This is a genomic window from Sphingomonas lenta (assembly GCF_002288825.1).
Taxonomy (GTDB): Bacteria; Pseudomonadota; Alphaproteobacteria; order Sphingomonadales; family Sphingomonadaceae; genus Sphingomonas; species Sphingomonas lenta.
Genome location: NZ_NSLI01000003.1, coordinates 882,661 through 901,432, shown reverse-complemented (window position 1 = coordinate 901,432; position 18,772 = coordinate 882,661). Strand labels below are relative to the sequence as shown.

At 69.4% G+C, this 18,772-nt stretch carries 17 protein-coding genes; 4 read left to right on the top strand and 13 right to left on the bottom strand.

From position 1 onward, the window contains the following. Positions 1-2 precede the first annotated feature (2 nt). The 9 genes from CKY28_RS11565 to CKY28_RS11525 form a co-directional block, all read right to left on the bottom strand. On the bottom strand, positions 3-245 hold the full coding sequence (locus CKY28_RS11565; protein WP_245841797.1) for a DUF433 domain-containing protein: 243 nt from the start codon (positions 243-245) through the stop codon (positions 3-5). Between the two features lie 12 nt (positions 246-257). Then, positions 258-1,499, bottom strand: coding sequence for a 2-oxoglutarate dehydrogenase complex dihydrolipoyllysine-residue succinyltransferase (gene odhB / locus CKY28_RS11560; RefSeq protein WP_095998445.1), 1,242 nt, complete (start codon positions 1,497-1,499; stop codon positions 258-260). A 14-nt stretch (positions 1,500-1,513) separates the two neighbouring features. Next, the gene (locus CKY28_RS11555; protein WP_095998444.1) at positions 1,514-4,492 is read right to left on the bottom strand and encodes a 2-oxoglutarate dehydrogenase E1 component; all 2,979 of its coding nucleotides are present in this window, start codon (positions 4,490-4,492) and stop codon (positions 1,514-1,516) included. Between the two features lie 162 nt (positions 4,493-4,654). Then, positions 4,655-5,539: a succinate--CoA ligase subunit alpha gene (sucD, locus tag CKY28_RS11550; protein WP_095998443.1), complete on the bottom strand. Its 885-nt coding sequence runs from the start codon at positions 5,537-5,539 to the stop codon at positions 4,655-4,657. Beyond that, a complete protein-coding gene (locus CKY28_RS11545; RefSeq protein WP_095998442.1) occupies positions 5,536-6,099 on the bottom strand; it encodes a hypothetical protein in 564 nt (187 codons plus the stop codon). Before CKY28_RS11545 ends, sucD begins: the two co-directional genes overlap by 4 nt. Positions 6,100-6,190: 91 nt before the next feature. Next, positions 6,191-7,153, bottom strand: coding sequence for a malate dehydrogenase (gene mdh / locus CKY28_RS11540; protein ID WP_095998441.1), 963 nt, complete (start codon positions 7,151-7,153; stop codon positions 6,191-6,193). A gap of 257 nt (positions 7,154-7,410) precedes the next feature. Further along, a complete protein-coding gene (gene zapE, locus CKY28_RS11535) occupies positions 7,411-8,514 on the bottom strand; it encodes a cell division protein ZapE (protein ID WP_095998440.1) in 1,104 nt (367 codons plus the stop codon). Between the two features lie 176 nt (positions 8,515-8,690). Continuing rightward, entirely contained in the window at positions 8,691-9,470 is a 780-nt protein-coding gene (locus CKY28_RS11530; RefSeq protein WP_095998439.1) for a succinate dehydrogenase iron-sulfur subunit, read from the bottom strand. Between the two features lie 143 nt (positions 9,471-9,613). Continuing rightward, complete coding sequence (locus CKY28_RS11525) at positions 9,614-10,597, bottom strand: C13 family peptidase (protein ID WP_095998438.1); 984 nt, start codon at positions 10,595-10,597, stop codon at positions 9,614-9,616. 99 nt (positions 10,598-10,696) lie between these two features. Here CKY28_RS11525 and CKY28_RS11520 point away from each other — a divergent pair, with 99 nt between their 5' ends. After that, entirely contained in the window at positions 10,697-11,701 is a 1,005-nt protein-coding gene (locus tag CKY28_RS11520) for an SDR family oxidoreductase (protein WP_095998437.1), read from the top strand. Here the strand turns inward: CKY28_RS11520 and CKY28_RS11515 are convergent. From CKY28_RS11515 to sdhC, 4 genes are read right to left on the bottom strand one after another with little or no spacing between them, the layout of a single operon-like run. Continuing rightward, positions 11,698-12,570, bottom strand: a complete 873-nt coding sequence (locus CKY28_RS11515) for a glycoside hydrolase (protein ID WP_141243917.1) — start codon at positions 12,568-12,570, stop codon at positions 11,698-11,700. The two genes, CKY28_RS11520 and CKY28_RS11515, sit on opposite strands and share 4 nt — an antisense overlap. Before the next feature lie 7 nt (positions 12,571-12,577). Then, positions 12,578-14,380 (bottom strand): succinate dehydrogenase flavoprotein subunit, encoded by a 1,803-nt coding sequence (gene sdhA, locus CKY28_RS11510; protein WP_095998436.1) that lies wholly within the window; start codon positions 14,378-14,380, stop codon positions 12,578-12,580. Further along, positions 14,380-14,763: a succinate dehydrogenase, hydrophobic membrane anchor protein gene (gene sdhD / locus CKY28_RS11505; RefSeq protein WP_095998435.1), complete on the bottom strand. Its 384-nt coding sequence runs from the start codon at positions 14,761-14,763 to the stop codon at positions 14,380-14,382. The genes sdhA and sdhD overlap by 1 nt, the downstream gene beginning before the upstream one ends. Then, positions 14,763-15,173, bottom strand: a complete 411-nt coding sequence (sdhC, locus tag CKY28_RS11500) for a succinate dehydrogenase, cytochrome b556 subunit (RefSeq protein WP_095998434.1) — start codon at positions 15,171-15,173, stop codon at positions 14,763-14,765. The genes sdhD and sdhC overlap by 1 nt, the downstream gene beginning before the upstream one ends. Before the next feature lie 165 nt (positions 15,174-15,338). On the opposite strand from sdhC, the gene CKY28_RS11495 reads away from it, so the two are divergent. Genes CKY28_RS11495 through CKY28_RS11485 form a run of 3 tightly spaced genes read left to right on the top strand, consistent with a single transcriptional unit; the run spans position 15,339 to position 18,764 of the window. After that, positions 15,339-16,682: a methyl-accepting chemotaxis protein gene (locus tag CKY28_RS11495; protein WP_095998631.1), complete on the top strand. Its 1,344-nt coding sequence runs from the start codon at positions 15,339-15,341 to the stop codon at positions 16,680-16,682. Beyond that, positions 16,679-18,022, top strand: a complete 1,344-nt coding sequence (locus CKY28_RS11490; RefSeq protein WP_245841795.1) for a methyl-accepting chemotaxis protein — start codon at positions 16,679-16,681, stop codon at positions 18,020-18,022. The genes CKY28_RS11495 and CKY28_RS11490 overlap by 4 nt, the downstream gene beginning before the upstream one ends. 43 nt (positions 18,023-18,065) lie before the next feature. Next, a complete protein-coding gene (locus CKY28_RS11485; RefSeq protein ID WP_095998433.1) occupies positions 18,066-18,764 on the top strand; it encodes an SDR family NAD(P)-dependent oxidoreductase in 699 nt (232 codons plus the stop codon). Positions 18,765-18,772 lie beyond the last annotated feature (8 nt).

Genomic DNA, 18,772 nt, shown 5'->3' with positions numbered 1-18,772 from the left:
CGTCAGGCGGCTTCCTGGCGAGCCGACGCTGCCTCTTTCGTCATCAGATGGCTCGAAAAGGCGATCGCCGCCCGTATGTCGGCTTCCGTGAGGCTCGGATAGCCGTCGATGATTTCAGCTACGCTGCCGCCCTCGGCCAGGTACTCGAGGATGAGCTCGACGGAGATCCGCGTTCCCCGCACTACGGGCTTCCCGCCAAGGATGCCCGGGTGCGAGTGGATGTGCTTGCGCCAGTCGATCTCCACGACAGGAACTCCTCACAAGTCGATCAGCAGCCGGGTCGGGTCCTCGATAGCATTCTTGAGCGTCACCAGGAACGTCACCGCCTCGCGGCCGTCGATCAGGCGGTGGTCGTAGGAGAGCGCGAGGTACATCATCGGGCGGACCACCACCTGGCCGTTCACGACCACCGCGCGATCCTCGATGCGGTGGAGGCCGAGCACCGCCGACTGGGGCGGGTTGATGATCGGCGTCGACATTAGGGAGCCGAACACGCCGCCGTTGGAGATGGTGAAGGTGCCGCCCTTCATCTCATCCATCTTGAGCGTACCGTCCTTAGCGCGCTTGCCAAAGTCGCCGATCGTCTTCTCGATACCTGCGACCGAGAGCTGGTCGGCGTCGCGGATGACGGGGACGACGAGGCCGCCTGGCGACGACACCGCGACCGATATGTCGGCGTAGTCGTGATAGACGATGTCCTCGCCGTCGATCGACGCGTTGACGGCAGGGATGTCCTTCAGCGCCATGCAGGCGGCCTTCACGAAGAAGCCCATGAAGCCCAGGCGCACGCCGTGCTTCTTCTCGAACAGATCCTTGTACTTGTTGCGGGCCTCGATGACCGCGGACATGTCGACGTCGTTGAACGTCGTGAGCATGGCGGCGGTGTTCTGTGCTTCCTTGAGGCGGCGGGCGATTGTCTGGCGGAGGCGCGTCATGCGGACGCGCTCCTCTTTGCGGCCGCCAGAGGTCGCGGCCTGCGGAGCCGGGGCGGGCGCGGCGGCCGGAGCCGGAGCGGTGGGTTGGGACTGCTTGGCCTGAGCCGCAGCCTCGACGTCCTCCTTGGTGATGCGGCCGTCCTTGCCCGTGCCCCTCACGGTGGCGGGGTCGACGCCGAGCTCCAGGATAGCGCGGCGGACCGACGGGGAGAGCGCGGCGGGGCTGTCGCCCTGCGGCTCAGGCTCCGGAGCCGGTGCGGACGCGGCTTGCTGAGGCGACTGGGTGACCGCGGGCTGAGGTGCTGCGGTCTGGGCGGGCGCGGCGCCGCCGGCGTCGACGGTGGCGATCATCGCGCCGACCTGGACGGTATCGCCCACCTTGACCGCGTGCGCGCCCATGACGCCGGCCACCGGCGAGGGCACCTCGACCGAGACCTTGTCGGTCTCGAGGCTGGCGATCGGCTCGTCGGCGCGGACGGCGTCGCCGGGCTGCTTCAGCCACTCGCCGAGCGTGGCTTCGGTGATCGACTCGCCGAGCGTGGGGACCAGGACTTCGGTTGCCATCGTTTTCTCGTTCCTCAGGCGGTCGCGCCGCCGGCCTTTTGGGTGGTGGTCGCCACCTCGCCGGAGCGGGTGCGGCGGATCTCTTCGCGGACGTTGTGGCCGAGCGCGTCGGCGATGAGCGCGCCCTGCTCCGTCTGGTGGCGCTTCATCAGGCCGGTGGCGGGCGACGCGGCCGAGGCGCGGCCGGCGTAGCGGGGGCGCTTCACGGCGGCGTTCGCGCGGGTCAGCGCTTCCTCGACGAATGGCTCGACGAAGGTCCAGTAGCCGTTGTTCTTCGGCTCCTCCTGCGCCCAGACCACGTCCCCGAGGTTCGGCATGCGCGCGACGCGCTTCGCCAGCGCGTCGACGGGGAACGGGTAGAGCTGCTCGACACGGACGATCTGGGTGCCCGTGTCGCCGGCGGCGTCGCGCGCCTCGATAAGGTCATAGGCGACCTTGCCCGAGCAGAGCACGAGCCGCGTCGTGTCCGCGTCGGCCGCGCCGTTCGGGTCGGACAGGATGCGCATGAAGTGTGTGTCGCCCAGGAAGTCGTCGCGGCGCGACACCGCCAGCTTGTGGCGGAGCAGCGACTTGGGCGTCATCAGCACGAGCGGCTTGCGGAAGGTCCTGTGCATCTGCCGGCGGAGCAGGTGGAAATAGTTGGCCGGCGTGGTGACGTTGGCGACCTGCATATTGTCCTGCGCGCAGAGCTGCAGGTAGCGCTCGGGCCGGGCGGACGAGTGCTCGGGACCTTGGCCTTCGTAGCCGTGGGGCAGCAGCATGACCAAGCCGTTGGCGCGGAGCCACTTGGCTTCTCCGCTCGCGATGAACTGGTCGATCATGATCTGCGCGCCGTTGGCGAAGTCGCCGAACTGCGCTTCCCAGAGGACGAGCGTCTTGGGGTCGGCGAGCGCGTAGCCGTATTCGAAGCCGAGCACGCCGTATTCGGAAAGCGGCGAGTCCAGCACCTCGAAGCGGCCATGCTCGACGGTGGAGAGCGGCACGTATTTGTGCTCGTCATTCTGGTCGACCCAGACGGCGTGGCGCTGGCTGAAGGTACCGCGGCCGGAGTCCTGGCCCGACAGGCGGACGCCGTACCCTTCCGCGAGCAGCGAGCCGAACGCGAGCGCCTCGCCGGTCGCCCAGTCGAAGCCCTCGCCCGTGCCGAACATCTGGCGCTTGGCGTCGAGGACGCGGGCCAGCGTCTTGTGGATAGCGATGTGGTCGGGGACGGTGGTCAGCGTGCGGCCGAGCGCGTCGAACAGCTTGGGCTCGAGGCCCGTCTCCGGCGTCCGGCGCGAGCCCTCCGGGTCGGCGGGGGCGCCGAGGCCGGTCCAACGGCCGCCGAACCAGTCGACCTTGTTGGGTTTGTACGACGCGCCCGCCTCGAACTCGCCTTCCAGGCGGGTGACGTACTGGCGGACGTTCTCGTCGATCCAGGCCTGGTCGACGACGCCTTGGCTCACGAGGCGGCGGCTATAGACCTCGCTGACGGGCGGGTGGTCCTTGATCGCGCGGTACATGAGCGGCTGGGTGAAGCCGGGCTCGTCGCCCTCGTTGTGGCCGAAGCGGCGGTAGCACCACATGTCGATGACGATGTCGCGGTGGAACTTCTGCCGGAACTCGATCGCCATCTTGGTGGCGAAGGTCACCGCCTCCGGATCGTCGCCGTTGACGTGGAAGATCGGCGCCTGCACGCCCTTGGCGACGTCCGACGAATAAGGCGAAGAACGCGCGAACTGCGGGCTGGTCGTGAAACCGATCTGGTTGTTGATGACGAAGTGGACGCAGCCGCCGGTGTTGTAGCCGCGGATGCCGGAGAAGCCGAAGCACTCCCATACGATCCCCTGCCCCGCGAACGCGGCGTCGCCGTGGATCAGCACGGGGAGCGAACGGCAGTGGTTCTCCAGGTCGTTCGCGATCGTCTGGATCGCGCGCGCCTTGCCGAGCACGACGGGGTCGACCGCTTCGAGGTGCGAGGGATTGGCGACGAGGCTCATGTGGACCTTGTGCCCGTCGAACTCGCGGTCGGACGACGTACCAAGGTGGTATTTAACGTCGCCCGAGCCGCCGATCTCGTCGGGGTTGGCCGAGCCGCCTGCGAACTCGTGGAAGATGACGCGTAAGGGTTTGCCCATGACATTGGCGAGCACGTTCAGACGGCCGCGATGCGCCATGCCGAACACGATCTCGTTGATGCCCGCTTGGCCGCCATATTTGATGACGGACTCGAGCGCGGGGATCATCGCCTCGCCGCCGTCCAGGCCGAAGCGCTTGGTTCCGACATATTTGCGGCCGAGGAAGCGCTCCCACTGCTCGGCTTCGATGACCTTGTTGAGGATCGCCTTCTTGCCCTCGGGCGTGAAGTCGATGGCCTTGTCCTTGCCCTCCATGCGCTCCTGGAGGAAGCGGCGCTCCTCCAGGTCGGCGATGTGCATATATTCGAGGCCGACATTGCCGCAGTAGTTGGCGCGGAGCGTATCGACGAGCTCGCGGACGGTCGCCCATTCGAAGCCCATCGTACCGCCCAGGTACACGCGGCGGTCGAGGTCGGCGTCGGTGAAGCCGTGATACTCGGTGCGGAGCTCCAGCGGCATCTCGCGCTTGACGAGACCCAAGGGGTCGAGATTGGCGGCGAGGTGGCCGCGGACGCGGTAGGTGCGGACCAGAATCTGCGCGCGGATGGCGTCGGCGGCGGCGCGGACGACCTCGTCCTGGGACGGCGGCGCGGCCGCCGGCCCGGCCGGGGCCGGCTTGCCGGCCTTCGACGGCTTGGGCGCAGGCTCCATCTGCGTCGGGTCGAGCGCCGCGGTGAGATCGTCGGTGGTGCTGAGCGGCCAGGCAGGGTTCGACCAGCTCGGGCCGGACGCGCCGCCCTCCAATCCCTCGAACAGGTTGCGCCACACGGGCTCCACGCTGTCGGGCGAGGCCCGGAACTTGGCGTAGAGCGTGTCGATGAACGCCGGGCTGACGCCGGCGGCGATGTCGCTGAAATCCTGGCCTTCGTAGCCCATCTCACCACCTCCTCCCTCTCCCCTCAAGGAGAGAGGGTTGCGCAGCCCCGGATCGAGCCCGGGGCGTAGCTGAGAGAGGGGTGATGCGGAGCTTAGCTCCGCGCCGAGCCGCCGGCTCGGCCCCTCTCCCCGACCCTCTCCCCGGAGGGGAGAGGGAGATACTCACTTGTTTAACACTTCGAGCAGCGTCGAGCCGAGCTCGGACGGCGAGGCCGCGACTTTGATGCCGGCCGCCTCCATCGCCGCGATCTTGTCCTCGGCGCCGCCCTGGCCTCCGCTCACGATCGCGCCGGCATGGCCCATGCGGCGTCCCGGCGGCGCGGTGCGGCCGGCGATGAAGCCCGCCATGGGTTTGGAACGCCCACGCTTCGCCTCGTCGCGGAGGAACTGCGCGGCTTCCTCCTCCGCGGAGCCGCCGATCTCGCCGATCATGATGATCGACTGGGTCTCGTCGTCGGCGAGGAACATCTCCAGCACGTCGATGAAGTTGGTGCCGTTCACCGGATCGCCGCCGATGCCGACCGCGGTGGTCTGGCCGAGGCCGGCGTTCGACGTCTGGAACACCGCTTCATAGGTCAGCGTGCCCGAGCGCGAGACGACGCCGACCGAGCCCTTCTTGAAGATGGAGCCCGGCATAATGCCGATCTTGCACTCGCCCGGCGTCAGCACGCCCGGGCAGTTGGGGCCGATCAGCCGCGACTTGGAGCCCGAGAGCGCGCGCTTCACCTTGACCATGTCGAGCACGGGAATGCCTTCGGTGATCGTCACGATCAGCGGCACCTCGGCGTTGATCGCCTCCAGGATCGAGTCTGCGGCGAAGGGCGGCGGCACGTAGATGACGGACGCGGTCGCGCCCGTCTTCGCGACCGCCTCGTGCACCGTGTCGAACACGGGCAGGTCGAGATGCGTGGTGCCGCCCTTCCCCGGCGTCACGCCGCCGACCATCTGCGTGCCGTACTCCAGCGCCGCCTTGGTGTGGAAGGTGCCGGTCTCGCCGGTCATCCCCTGGGTGATGACCTTGGTGTTCTTGTCGACGAGGATGCTCATTTCTTCTCCTGGGGAGAGGTCGGGGATGAAGCGGCGGGAGCGCCGACCCAATCGGCCTTGATCGCGACGCCGCTTAGCTTGATGAGCTCGCGGAGCGGGCTGGCGTCCGGGACGAAGAACAGTTCGAAACTGTCCTGGCCCGCGTTGATGCCGGGCTGCCACTCGCCGCGAAGCAGTTCGGGCCGGTCCACCGTCTGGACGGGTTCACGGCCCAGCCAGGCGGATACGTCCTTGACGGTGATGCGGCGCGTCTCGCCGGGGTCGTAGACGCGGCAGCCATGGACCACCTGGCCACCGATCGTGGCGCCCGACAGGAGCAGCCACAGCTCCTCCCCAGCGACGATCTTGCGATAGGCGCCGCGATCGGCCTCGATCGAGCCACCCTGCGCCTTCGCCAATGCGCGGCCCTGCTCCATACCCATCGCGACGAGCGGGCCGACCGGCGTCGCCGCGGCGTCCTCGACGCGCGTCCAACCCTTGCCGCGCACATGGGCGTGCGCGTCGCGCAGGACGGGCAACTTGTCGCACGCGGCCCGGACCTCGTTCAGCACTGCGAGCATGGGGTAAGTCGATTGGGCATGCGCGGGAGCCGCCGGAACGGTCAGCCCCAGCGCAGCGATCACCGAAATTGCCAGGCTCCGGCGCAAACGCTCAGGCCAGGCTGGAGTCGATCGAACGGCAGGCCTCCAGCAGCTCCTTCACCGCGTCAACGGAGACCTGCAGGTTCTGCTTGGCGGCGTCGGTCAGCTCGACCTCGATCACCTTCTCCACGCCGCCCGCGCCGATGACGATCGGCACGCCGACATAAAGGCCGGATACGCCATACTCGCCATTGAGTTCGGCGGCGGCGGGGAGGACGCGCTTCTTGTCGTAGAGATACGCCTCGGCCATCTCGATCGCGGAGGTCGCGGGCGCGTAGTAGGCGGAGCCGGTCTTGAGCAGCGCGACGATCTCGCCGCCGCCCGAGCGGGTGCGCTGGACGATGGCGTCGACCTTCTCCTGGGTGGACATGCCCATCTTGATGAGGTCGGCGACGGGGATGCCCGACACGGTCGAGTATTCGAGCACGGGCACCATGGTGTCGCCGTGGCCGCCGAGCACGAAGGCGTTGACGTCCTTGACCGACACGCCGAACTCTTGAGCCAGGAAGGTGCGGAAGCGTGCGCTGTCGAGCACGCCCGCCATGCCGACGACCTTGTGCGCGGGCAGGCCGGAGAACTCGCGGAGCGCCCAGACCATCGCGTCGAGCGGGTTGGTGATGCAGATGACGAAGCTGTCGGGGGCGTGCTGGCGGATGCCTTCGCCCACCGCCTTCATGACCTTGAGGTTGATGGCGAGCAGGTCGTCGCGGCTCATGCCGGGCTGACGCGCGCGACCGGCGGTGACGATGCACACGTCCGCGCCCGCGATGTCGGCGTAGTCGTTGGTGCCCTTGATCTCGGCGTCGAAGCCTTCGACGGGGCCGCACTGGGCCAAGTCGAGCGCCTTGCCCTGCGGCACGCCCTCGACCACGTCGAAGAGCACGATGTCGCCGAGACCCTTCAGCGCCGCGAGGTGGGCGAGCGTGCCGCCGATGTTGCCGGCGCCGATCAGCGCGATCTTCTTGCGGGCCATCCCCTGTCCTTCTGCTTGGCGCCGCTGAGAAGGGCGCGGTTGGGCTGCCGCCTACGCCTTTCGGGCAAGCGGGGCAACCTCTAAACGGCGGAGGTTAACAGGTCTTGTTGCGACTGCTTCGCAGGAGCAATGGGCTCCGGATGCGCCCCCGCCCGCCGTCGGTCGCGGCAGAGCCGCGCCCTGTGGCGGGCTCTGCCGCGCCGGCCGAGCTTGGCCGCGTGCGGCTCAGCTCCGCTGATCCATCTCGCGGCCTGCGCTCAGCAACCGTGGCCCAGCGCCATATACTCCTCCGACCGCATCTCCTCGAGCCGCGACACCGTCCGCTGAAACTCGAACCGGCCGTCGCCCGCCTCGTAGAGCTGGTCCGGCTCCGCGTCAGCGGCGGCGAGCAGCTTCACCTTGTGCTCGTAGAGCGCATCGATGAGCTGGACGAAGCGCGCGGCTTCGTTGCGCATCTCGGGGCCGAGCTTCGGGATGCCGACCAGGATGATAGTGTGGTAGCGGCGCGCGATAGCGAGGTAGTCGGCCGCGCCACGCGCCTCGCCGCAGAGCTTCTTGAACGAGAAGACGGCGACGCCCTTCAGCGACTTGGGGACGCGTAGCTCGCGCCCTTGGACGGTGAGCGTCTCCGACGGGACGTGCTCGGCATCCTCGGGCGGATAGTCGGTCAGGCGGAAGAAGTCGGCGGAGAGCTCGGCGGTCGCCTCCGGGCCGTTGGGCACGAGCCAGGTCTCGACGCGCCCCAGGCGCTGGCGGCGGTAGTCGACGGGACCGTTGAGCGGGAGCACGTCCAACCGGTTCTCGATCAGCGCGATGAAGGGCAGGAAGTGCTCACGGTTGAGGCCGTTCTTGTAGAGCTCGGACGGCGCGCGGTTGGAGGTGGTGACCACCGTCACGCCGTGCTCGACGATGAGCGCAGTGAAGAGCCGGGACAGGATCATCGCGTCCGGCGAGTTGGTCACCATCATCTCGTCGAAGGCGAGCAGGCGCGCCTGCTCCGCGATGGCCTCGGCGACGGGGGCGATCGGGTCGCCCTCCTCCTTGCGCCGCTCGTCGTGGATGCGCGCGTGCACCTCCAGCATGAACTCGGCGAAGTGAACGCGGCGCTTCCTCTCCACGCGGACGTTGGAGAAGAACAGGTCCATCAGCATCGACTTGCCGCGGCCGACGCCGCCCCAGAGATAGACGCCGCGCGGCGGCGCGGGCTTGCGGAACAGGCGGGCGAGTAGGCCGGGCTTGGCGGCGCCCTCCAGCTCGGCGGCGAGGCGGTCGAGGCGGGCGGCGGCGGCGGCCTGCTCCGGGTCGGGGCGGAGCTCGCCGGCGGTGACGAGGGACTGGTAAGCGGGGAGGACGGAGGACATTAGCCGCCGCCCTTAGCCCTAGTCGTCACCCGAGCGAAAGCTGGGGTAGTCGCACTTACTCGTCGAAGGGGGCGCCCCGGAGTAAATCCGGGGCGTCGTCGGACGGGCCCGCTAGCGCGATCCGCCGGCCGGGCTTGCGCGAGTCCTGCGCCGGGGCGGCGCAGGCCGCACTGCGCCTAGAGCACGCGCTCCATCTCCAGCTTCTTGATCTCCGCGATCGCCTTGGCCGGGTTCAACCCCTTCGGGCAGACGTTCGCGCAGTTCATGATCGTGTGGCAGCGGTAGAGGCGGAACGGGTCCTCGAGATCATCCAACCGCTCGCCCGTCATCTCGTCGCGGCTGTCGGCGAGCCAGCGATAGGCCTGGAGCAGGATCGCCGGCCCTAAGAACTTGTCACTATTCCACCAGTAGCTCGGGCACGAGGTCGAGCAGCAGGCGCACAGGATGCACTCGTACAGGCCGTCGAGCTTGGCGCGATCTTCCGGCGACTGCAGCCGCTCCTTGCCGGACGGCGCGGGGGTGACGGTCTGGAGCCACGGCTTGATCGCGGCGTATTGCGCGTAGAAGTGCGTGAAGTCGGGGACGAGATCCTTCACCACGTCCATGTGCGGCAGCGGCGTGATGCGGATCTCGCCCTTGCTGTCCTCGATTGCGGTGGTGCAGGCGAGCCCGTTGCGGCCGTTGATGTTCATCGAGCAGGATCCGCAAATGCCCTCGCGGCAGGAGCGGCGGAAGGTGAGCGTCGAGTCCTGCTCGGCCTTCATCTTCAAGAGCGCGTCGAGCACCATCGGGCCGCACGCGTCGAGGTCGACCTCGAACACGTCGTAGCGCGGGTTCTCGCCCGAGTCCGGGTCGTAGCGGTAGACCTTGAACTGGCGGATGCGGCCTTGCGTCGGTGACTTGTGGACGACGCCCTTCTTGATCCTGCTGTTCTTGGGAAGCGCGAACTCGGCCATTTCAGTGCAATCCGTCAGTTCTGGGTGCGGGAGGCGGGGCCGCCGCCCTGGTGGGACAAGGTCCGATACATGTAAGCCCCCCGCCCCGCAAATACGAGATTCGGGCCATTATCACGTGTTGCCGCGCGGCGCTTTTCCGAGCCTCAACGCGACGCGCGCAGCACCGTGGCGGGCGAGCGGCCGACAGTCGCGCTCGCGGGCGGCAGGTCGCGTTCGAGCGCGGCCAGCCACCTGCCCGCGCCGCGCCCGATGCTGACCTGCGGGTCGGATGCGTCGAGCCTGCCTTCGCGCTCCCAGCGGGCGATCAGGCCCCTCGCCTCGTCCACGGCGCGGCCGAGCGGCTGCGGCTTGCGCAGCGCCTGGTTGATCACCGCGTCGCCGAAGAAGGTCCAGTCATTATCCGCCTGACAGCCGAACGAGGTCTTGTCGGCGGCGGACGCGGTGACGATCGCGGTGCGGTCGGCCATCATCATGGGCACGAACTGGCCGGAGTAGCAGGCGCTGATGAAGAGCAGCCGGTTCTCGATGCCGAGCTCGCGTAAGGTCCGCCACAGCTTAGCGGGCGCGATCGCGCCGAAGCCCTGGTCGCCGTCGTTGTAGACCAGCCCAAGCGGCGCGCCGTGGCTCGTCGTGTAGAGGACGAGCACGTCCTCACGGGCGTCCATCAGCTCGGCCACGCGGGCGAGGGCCGCGGCGAGCGTCTGGGGCGAGCCCATGGGCAGGTCGCTCGGCCGACTGCCGTCCGTGCCCGCCAGCACGATCGTACGGCCATCGGCCTTGTAACGCCGCGCGAGCACGCGGCCGGCCTCGCGCGCCTCGCGGCCGAACACGGGGTCGCTGTCGAGCGCGACCGAGACGACGTACGCGTCGACCTTGCCGCGGCGTTGCGGCTGCAGGTTGGCGAGCGCCGTCGCGAGGCGGCGATGCTCCGCGAGCATGTCGCGCGCGGTGCGGTCGCGTTCGATCTGGACGCCGAGCTCGGCGAGGCGCGCCACCTCCTGCTGGCTGGCGGTGCCGATCAGCGGCGCGGGCTGGTTGTGCTGTGGCGGCTGGTAGGGCTGCTGCTGCGCGGCCGCCGCGGGGGTGAAGGCGAGCAGCGCGACCAGCGGTTTGAGAAAGCGGTTCATGGCGCTCCGCAGCTTGGGCCCGCGGGCCCCCAAGTCAAGCGACGGAACCGCGCGTCGCGCCGCCCGGTTCTGCTGCTTTCCAGTCGAGAGGTCGTTGTCATGAGCGTGAAGCTGAAGCCGCTGTCCGAACAGGTGATCGTGATCACGGGCGCGAGCTCGGGCATCGGGCGCACCACGGCCAGGCGGGCGGCCGAGCGTGGCGCCACCGTGCTGCTGGTCGCGCGCGACGAGGACGGCTCGCGCGAGGTGGTGGGCGAGATCGAGGCGGCGGGTGGTACCGCGGCCTATGCGGTCGCGGACGTGGGCGATCAGGCACAGGTGGACGCCGCCGCGCGTGTCGCGATCGACCGGTTCGGGCGCGTCGACACCTGGGTCAACGACGCGGGGACGTCCGTCTGGGGCAAGCTGCTCGACATCCCGAACGACGAGCATGAGCGCATGATGCGCACCAACTACTTCGGCGCGGTGCACGGGTGCCGCGCGGCGGTGCCGCTGCTGCGCGACGCGGGCGGTGCGCTGATCACGGTGGGCTCGATCGCGTCCGACCTGCCGACGCCGATCATGGGCGCGTATTCGGCGACCAAGCACGCGCTGAAGGCCTATGTCGAAGTGCTGCGCATGGAGCTGCGCGACATGGGCGCGCCCATCTCCGTCACGCTAATCAAACCGTCGGGGATCGACACGCCCATCGCACAGCACACGCGCAACCATCAGCCGGGCGAGGCGCAGATCCCGCCGGTGATCTACGCGCCCGAGCTGGTCGCCGACGCGATCCTGACCGCCGCCGAGAAGCCCCGGCGCGAGATCACGGTGGGCGGTTCCGGACGGCTCCAGGTCCTGCTCGGGCTGCACTTCCCCTGGATCTATGAGCGGGTCGCGCCCAAGGCTGCGGCCAAGCTGCTGACCGACCCCGACAAGAAGCAGCCACCCACGAATCTGTGGGAGGGCCGAGGCGGGTCCGAGCGCTCGGGCGAGCACGCGGCCAAGACGTTCAGTCTCTACACTAAGGCCGTCGAGCGCCCCGCGGCGACGCTGGCCGTGGCGGCGGCGGGCGCGGCGGCGCTGGGCGCGTGGTGGTTCAGGCGGCGCGAGCAGGCGGCCTAGCACACCTCAGCGGTGAATTTCGGCAGCGGTCCGGGCGGCACGCGGGCGGCGTGCTGGTGGAAGCGATCGGCGGGAATGTGGTGGCGGTCGCCGTACGCCTCGCGCAGCACGGCCGCGAGCGCGGGGTCGTAGCGGGCGAGGTCGGCGTCGGAGAGGACCACCTGGCCGTCGAAGGTCGCGACCTTGTTCGAGTTGAACCAGAACTGCGTGCCCTCCGCCCAGTATTCGTCGACGGTGGTCAACGCATATTCGTCGCGCCAGCGGCCGCTCGCCTTGGCTTGCGTATAGGCCCGCTCGATGCGGGCGTTGAGGGCGGGGTCCACGTCGCGGATCGCCCAGAGCACGACATGGGCGAACTCGTGCAGGAGGATGTTCTCGCCGTAGTAGCGGCTGGATGGCAGGCCGAGCAGGTCCTCCGTCGCCCCGGAGGTGAGCCGCCCCGCCATGCCGCGCGCGCGGCCGTTCCAGTATTCGCGGTCGGACAGGCGGCCGATCCGCTCCTGATAATGCTTGCGCTCGCACCGGGTCAGGCGCGGGTCGTTGGGCGCAGGCTTGCGCCAATGACGCTGCTCCGGAAGGTCGACCGTGCCCTCCTCGGGCGCCATCACCGCCACGCGCACGCCGTTCGCGACGATGTTGCGGTGCAGGTCGGGCCGATGCGCCGTCAGCCCGAGCACGATGTCGCGCGCGACCTTCAGCGCCTCCGCCGGTGTGCGGCGGGAGGAGACGACGGGCATGCCGCCTGCGTCGACATAGCGCGTATAGAACGGGTCGAGCCCAAGCGTGGCCGGCGGGCGCGACGGCTCCGCGCAGCCCGCGGCCGCGCATGCCAGCGCCGCCGCGAACAGGCCGAACCGCCGCCTCTTCATCCTCGGCTTAGTACACCCGCTTCTTCGGCTTGATGTACTCGACGTCGTCGGTCAGCGTGTAATCGTGGACCGGGCGATAGTCGATCGCGACCGCGCCGCCCTCGCCGCCCCAGCCCATGAACGTCGTGATCGTGTGCTTCATCCAGTCGGCGTCGTCGCGGTCCGGGTGATCCTCGTTGACGTGCGCGCCACGGCTCTCCTTGCGGTTCGCGGCGCTCTCCATGGTGACGACCGCCTGGGCGAGCAGGTTGTCGAGCTCCAGCGTCTCGATGAGGTCCGTGTTCCAGATGAGCGAACGGTCGGCGGTCTTCACGTCTCCCATCGACCGATAGACCTCGCCCATCTTGGCCTGGCCCTCCGTCAGCAGCTCGTTGTCGCGGAACACGGCGCAGTGGCGCTGCATGGTGCGCTGCATCTGGCCGCGAATATCGGCGGTCTTGGTGCCGCCGTTCGCGTAGCGGAACCTGTCGAGGCGGCCCAGCGCGAGGTCGGCCGAGTCCTTCGGCAGCGGATTGTGCGATGTGTTGGGCTTGAGCGTCTCCTTGAGGCGCAGGCCTGTGGCGCGGCCGAACACGACCAAGTCGATAAGCGAGTTCGAGCCGAGGCGGTTCGCGCCGTGGACGGAGACGCAGGCCGCCTCGCCCACCGCGAACAGGCCGGGGACGATCGCGTCCGGGTTCCCGTCCTTGGGCGCAATGACCTCACCGTGATAGTTGGTCGGGATGCCGCCCATATTGTAGTGCACGGTCGGCACGACGGGCAGCGCCTGGCGCGTCAGGTCCACGCCCGCGAAGATCTTGCCCGTCTCCGTGATGCCCGGCAGGCGCTCGTGGAGCACGTTGGGGTCGATATGGTTCAGGTGAAGGTAGATGTGATCCTTCTCCTTGCCGACGCCCCGGCCCTCGCGGATCTCCATCGCCATCGAGCGCGAGACGACGTCGCGTGACGCGAGATCCTTGGCGCTAGGTGCGTAGCGCTCCATGAAGCGCTCGCCCTCGGAGTTGGTCAGGTAGCCGCCCTCACCCCGCGCGCCCTCCGTGATGAGCACGCCCGCGCCGTAGATGCCGGTCGGGTGGAACTGCACGAACTCCATGTCCTGAAGCGGCAGGCCGGCGCGCAGCACCATGGCGTTGCCATCGCCGGTGCAGGTGTGGGCGCTCGTCGCGGAGAAGTAGCAGCGGCCGTAACCGCCCGTCGCCAGCACCACCGCGTGCGCGCGGAAGCGGTGGATCGAGCCGTCCTCCATGGATAGCGCGATCACGCCTCGGCACTGGCCGTTCTCCATGATGAGGTCGAGCGCGAAATACTCGATGAAGAAGTCGGCGTCGTACTTCAGCGACTGCTGGTACAGCGCGTGGAGCATGGCGTGGCCGGTGCGGTCGGCGGCGGCGCAGGTGCGCTGCACCGGGGGGCCCTCGCCCATGTTCTGCATGTGGCCGCCGAAGGGGCGCTGATAGATGGTGCCGTCGTCGTTGCGGCTGAACGGCACGCCCGCATGCTCGAGCTCATAGACGGCCTGAGGCGCCTCGCGGACCATGTACTCGATCGCGTCCTGGTCGCCGAGCCAGTCGGAGCCCTTGACGGTGTCGTACATATGCCACGACCAATGGTCGGGCGAGTTATTGCCGAGCGAGGCCGCGATGCCGCCCTGCGCGGCGACGGTGTGGCTGCGCGTCGGGAACACCTTGGTGATGCAGGCGGTCTTCAGGCCGGCCTCGGCGATGCCCATGGTGGCGCGCAGGCCCGAGCCGCCCGCGCCGACGACGACGGCGTCGTAAGTGTGGTCGATAACCTTGTAGGCTGCCGGCATTAGCTTGCTGCTCCGAAAGCGACCTTCAGGATCGAGAAAACGGCGGTCGCGTAAACCGCCAGCGTATATAGGTTGAGCAGCACCAGAAACACGACCCTGGACTCGTTATGCTGGTAATCTTCAATAACGACCTGCAGCCCGAGCCGGAAATGATAGAAGACCGAGGTGACGAGCAGCAGCAGCGGCACCGCCACCCAGGCGCTCTCCATCCAGAGGCGGATGCTGGCGTAGTCGAAGCCGGTCAGCCGCGTCAGCGAGAAGATGAACCACGCCATGAGCAGGAAGTTTGATCCCGCCGTCAGGCGCTGACGCCACCAGTGATGCGTCCCCTCCTTCGCCGCGCCGAGGCCGCGCACGCGGCCGATGCTCGTTCCCGTACCCATCAGCGGAGCCCCATCCAGAGCCAGAACGCGGCCGTCAGCACCAGTGCGATGACTGGGCAGGCCAGCGCGCCGATCTTGTTGCGCTTGAGCTCGTAGCCCGCGCCCGTGTCGAGCACGAGGTGGCGCACGCCCGTCGCCATGTGCTCGAAGAACGCGAAGGTGAGGCCGATCCCGACCACCCAGCCGACGATGTTGAGCTTGCCGGAGGCGACGGTGAACACGTCGCGGAACGTTCCATACGCCTCCGCGCCGCCCGCGACGGACGCCAGCCACCAGACGAACAGCGGCACGCCGACCAGCGCCATGCCGACGCCGGTGACGCGGTGCGCGATCGACGCCGCCATGTGCGGTCCCCACTTCCAGATGGTGAGGTGTGGGCTGAGCGGTCGTGCTTGAGGTCTGCTGGCCAAGGCTTTGCGTCCCGACAGAAAAGCGGAGGAAAAGATGGCCCGCCTATTAGGCCGGACGGGCCGCGATGCAAGCGGCGGGCCGGGCCGCACCTAACCCGGCTTTAACCTATGAGCCGGTAATCCGCCGGGAACAGAAGCGGAGCCAACATCCTCGTGTCCAACAACCTGCCCGTTCCCGGTTCCATCGCCGCGACGATCGACCTGCCGGCGCGGCTGCGCGCGTTCGACGCCGACGGCGTGCTCACCGCCGCCGCGCGCGACGCGTGGGCGGTGCTCGAGCCCGAGGCGCGCAGCGTCGCCGACGCCTATTGGCAGCAGTGGAAGCGCTGCTTCGACGCGCACCGCGTCTGGGCGCCCGCCGAGAACGACCGCATGATCGACATCGGCGTGGAGTTCCTGCGCAACCGCTTCCTCGACACGCGCGGGCGCGCCTGGATCGAATCGATCGAGCGCTCGGTCGCCGCGGCCTTCACCGCCGACGTGTCGCCCATGGTCCTCCTGTCGATGGTGAGCGCGAGCGACCGCGCGGCGCTGGACGTGCTGATGCGCCGCGTCCAGCGCGACGACGCGCGGCTGCCCTCGCTGATCGACACGCTGATGCGGCTGTCGGCGCTGGAAGGCGAGATCACGGTCGCCATCTACAACGGCTATCGCAAGCACGGCTCGCAGTCGGCGCGCGATCGCCTGGCGGCGGAGTTCCGCGACGGCATCGCCGCGCTCGCGAGCAGCACGAACGAGGAGAGCCACTCGCTGCGCAACCAGGGCACGCGCGCTTCGGCCGCGGCGCGCGGCATGCTGGGCAAGACGAGCGAGGTCGCCGCTGCGGCTGAGCAGTCGGCGGTGGCGATGCGCGAGGCGGCGCAGACGGCGGCCGGCCTGATCCGCGCGATCGAGGACGCGCGCGTGGAGGTGGAGGCCGCGGCCGAGATCGCCACGCGAGCGTCCGCGCAAGCCGGCCAGGCGGTGGGCATGTCGGAGGCGCTGTCCGACCACGCCAAGTCGATCGAGAGCATCTTGGGGCTGATCCGCGACATCGCGGGCCAGACCAACCTCCTGGCGCTCAACGCCACGATCGAGGCGGCGAGGGCCGGCGACGCGGGCCGCGGCTTCGCGGTGGTGGCGCAGGAGGTGAAGAGCCTGGCCAACCAGACCGCGCGCGCGACCGACGACATCGCGGCCAAGATCGCCGCCATCCAGTCGGCCACCCGCTCGACGGTCGAGACGAACGCCTCCATCAAATCCACCGTCGCCGAGGTGCAGGAGTCGGCGGAGCGCATCCGCTACGCCATGGAGGCGCAGGCGCAGACCGTTACCGCCATCACCGCCGCCGTGGACGAAACCGCGCTCGCGGCGGACTGCATGAGCGACACCATCGCCGCGATCCGTGAGGACACGGAAACGGTGGCGAGCGAGATCGAGGGCGTGGGCAAGGGCTTCGACCTGCTCGACGGGCGGCTGGCCACACTGAAGACCAGCGCGGGCGAGTTCGCGGCCAAGGTCGCCGCATGACCATCGGTCCGCGGCTCCGCCCCATGGCGGAGCATCTGGCGGATTACGACTGGGACGGTGCGATCGGCCCCGCTTGCCGACTGATCACCTCGCACCTGACCGACGACGATTACCGCCAAGTGGCCGCCGAGTTCTGGCGCGCTTATCTGGAGCTGCCGGGCGCCGCGCATCTGAAGGGGTCCCTGACGCCGGCCGTCGTCGCCGAGCGCGTCGAGGGCAGCTTCGCCTATGCCCGCGACGCTTATCTCGATCCCTCCGAGGACGGATGGCGGAACCGGGCGGCGCAGCACGCGGTCGAGTCGCGGGCCGCCGGCGTTCCCCTCTCCACGCTGCTGGCGGCGCTGGCGCGCGGACGGAGCCGCTCGATCGCGATCCTGGCGAGCAAGATGCGGGACGATCCCGCCGGCTTCGCCACCGTCGCGGACGCGATGGCCCGGCTCGGGCAGATCGAGGCGGACATCAGCGCGGAGGCGATCGTCGCGGCGGAGGAGGAAGCGTCGCGCGCGGCGCGGACGGCGCACCTGGACCGCTTCCGCGAAGGCATCGCGCGCACGATCGAGCACGCGGCGTCGCTGGGCGAGGGCGTGCGCGATCAGGCGCGAGGCGCGACGGCGGCGACCCAGGGCATGGCCGACAAGGCCAGCGAGGTCGCGGCGGCGGCTGAGCAGTCGGCGGTGGCGATGCGCGAGGCGGCGCAGACGGCGGCCGGCCTGATCCGCGCGATCGAGGACGCGCGCGTGGAGGTGGAGGCCGCGGCCGAGATCGCCACGCGAGCGTCCGCGCAAGCCGGCCAGGCGGTGGGCATGTCGGAGGCGCTGTCCGACCACGCCAAGTCGATCGAGAGCATCTTGGGGCTGATCCGCGACATCGCGGGCCAGACCAACCTCCTGGCGCTCAACGCCACGATCGAGGCGGCGAGGGCCGGCGACGCGGGCCGCGGCTTCGCGGTGGTGGCGCAGGAGGTGAAGAGCCTGGCCAACCAGACCGCGCGCGCGACCGACGACATCGCGGCCAAGATCGCCGCCATCCAGTCCGCGACCCGCTCGACCGTCGAGACCAACGCCTCCATCAAGGCCACGGTCGCCGAGGTGCAGGAGTCGGCCGAGCGCATCCGCTACGCCATGGAAGCGCAGGCGCAGACCGTCACAGCCATCACCGCCGCCGTGGACGAGACGGCACTGGCGGCGGACACGATGTCCAACACGATCGGCGCGGTGCGGACCGACGCGCATGTCATGGCGACGGAGATCGAGCGGCTGGGCGGGCGCTTCGGCGACATGGGTGTGCAGCTGCGCGACCTGCGCGGCGCGGCCGAAGCCTTCTCGGCCGGGGCCGCCTAGACCAGGCTCGACGCGCCCGCGCCGGCCCGTCTAGGGAGGCGCGATGACCAGCATCCTCCTCACCGGGTCCAGCCGCGGCATCGGCGCGGCGATCGCGGCGGCGCTGTCGCAGGGCGGCGTCCGGCTCATCGGCCATGGCACGAAGAGCGGCATCCCCGCCGACTTCGCCGATCCCGCCGGCCCGCGCCAGTTATGGGCGCGGGCGCTCGACGAGGCGGGCGGCGCGATTGACGTGCTCGTCAACAACGCCGGCGTGTTCGAGGCGAACTCGCTCGACCGCGACGGCGACGAGTGGGTCGCGGACTGGGAGCGCACGATGCGCGTCAACCTGACCGCGTCCGCCGAGCTGTGCCGGCTGGCCGTGCTCCACTGGCGCGGGCGCGGGGTCGGCGGCCGGATCGTCAACGTCGCGAGCCGCGCGGCCTATCGCGGCGACTCGCCCCAGCACTGGCACTACGCCGCGTCCAAGGCGGGCATGGTCGCGATGACCAAGACGATCGCGCGGGGCTACGCGGCGGAGGGCATCCTGGCCTTCGCGATCTGCCCGGGCTTCACGATGACGGGGATGGCGGAGGATTACCTCGCCAGCCGCGGCGGCGACAAGCTCCTGGCCGACATCCCGCTCGGCCGGGTGGCGACGCCGGAGGAGGTGGCCGAGGTCGCGCGCTTCCTGGCGTTCGACGCGCCGCCGTCGATGACGGGCGCGGTGATCGACGTGAACGGCGCGAGCTATGTCCGCTGAGCGTCCGC

Bases quoted from the DNA above. Each gene is read 5' to 3' on its own strand.
- sucD (WP_095998443.1), bottom strand. From the start codon at position 5,539: ATGAGCATCCTCGTCGACAAGAACACCAAGGTCATCACCCAGGGGATG.
- CKY28_RS11525 (WP_095998438.1), bottom strand. From the start codon at position 10,597: ATGAACCGCTTTCTCAAACCGCTGGTCGCGCTGCTCGCCTTCACCCCC.
- sdhA (WP_095998436.1), bottom strand. From the start codon at position 14,380: ATGCCGGCAGCCTACAAGGTTATCGACCACACTTACGACGCCGTCGTC.
- CKY28_RS11515 (WP_141243917.1), bottom strand. From the start codon at position 12,570: ATGAAGAGGCGGCGGTTCGGCCTGTTCGCGGCGGCGCTGGCATGCGCG.
- sdhD (WP_095998435.1), bottom strand. From the start codon at position 14,763: ATGGGTACGGGAACGAGCATCGGCCGCGTGCGCGGCCTCGGCGCGGCG.
- CKY28_RS11545 (WP_095998442.1), bottom strand. From the start codon at position 6,099: ATGCTCGCAGTGCTGAACGAGGTCCGGGCCGCGTGCGACAAGTTGCCC.
- CKY28_RS11490 (WP_245841795.1), top strand. From the start codon at position 16,679: ATGACCATCGGTCCGCGGCTCCGCCCCATGGCGGAGCATCTGGCGGAT.
- CKY28_RS11530 (WP_095998439.1), bottom strand. From the start codon at position 9,470: ATGGCCGAGTTCGCGCTTCCCAAGAACAGCAGGATCAAGAAGGGCGTC.
- CKY28_RS11555 (WP_095998444.1), bottom strand. From the start codon at position 4,492: ATGGGCTACGAAGGCCAGGATTTCAGCGACATCGCCGCCGGCGTCAGC.
- zapE (WP_095998440.1), bottom strand. From the start codon at position 8,514: ATGTCCTCCGTCCTCCCCGCTTACCAGTCCCTCGTCACCGCCGGCGAG.
- CKY28_RS11485 (WP_095998433.1), top strand. From the start codon at position 18,066: ATGACCAGCATCCTCCTCACCGGGTCCAGCCGCGGCATCGGCGCGGCG.
- CKY28_RS11520 (WP_095998437.1), top strand. From the start codon at position 10,697: ATGAGCGTGAAGCTGAAGCCGCTGTCCGAACAGGTGATCGTGATCACG.
- mdh (WP_095998441.1), bottom strand. From the start codon at position 7,153: ATGGCCCGCAAGAAGATCGCGCTGATCGGCGCCGGCAACATCGGCGGC.
- odhB (WP_095998445.1), bottom strand. From the start codon at position 1,499: ATGGCAACCGAAGTCCTGGTCCCCACGCTCGGCGAGTCGATCACCGAA.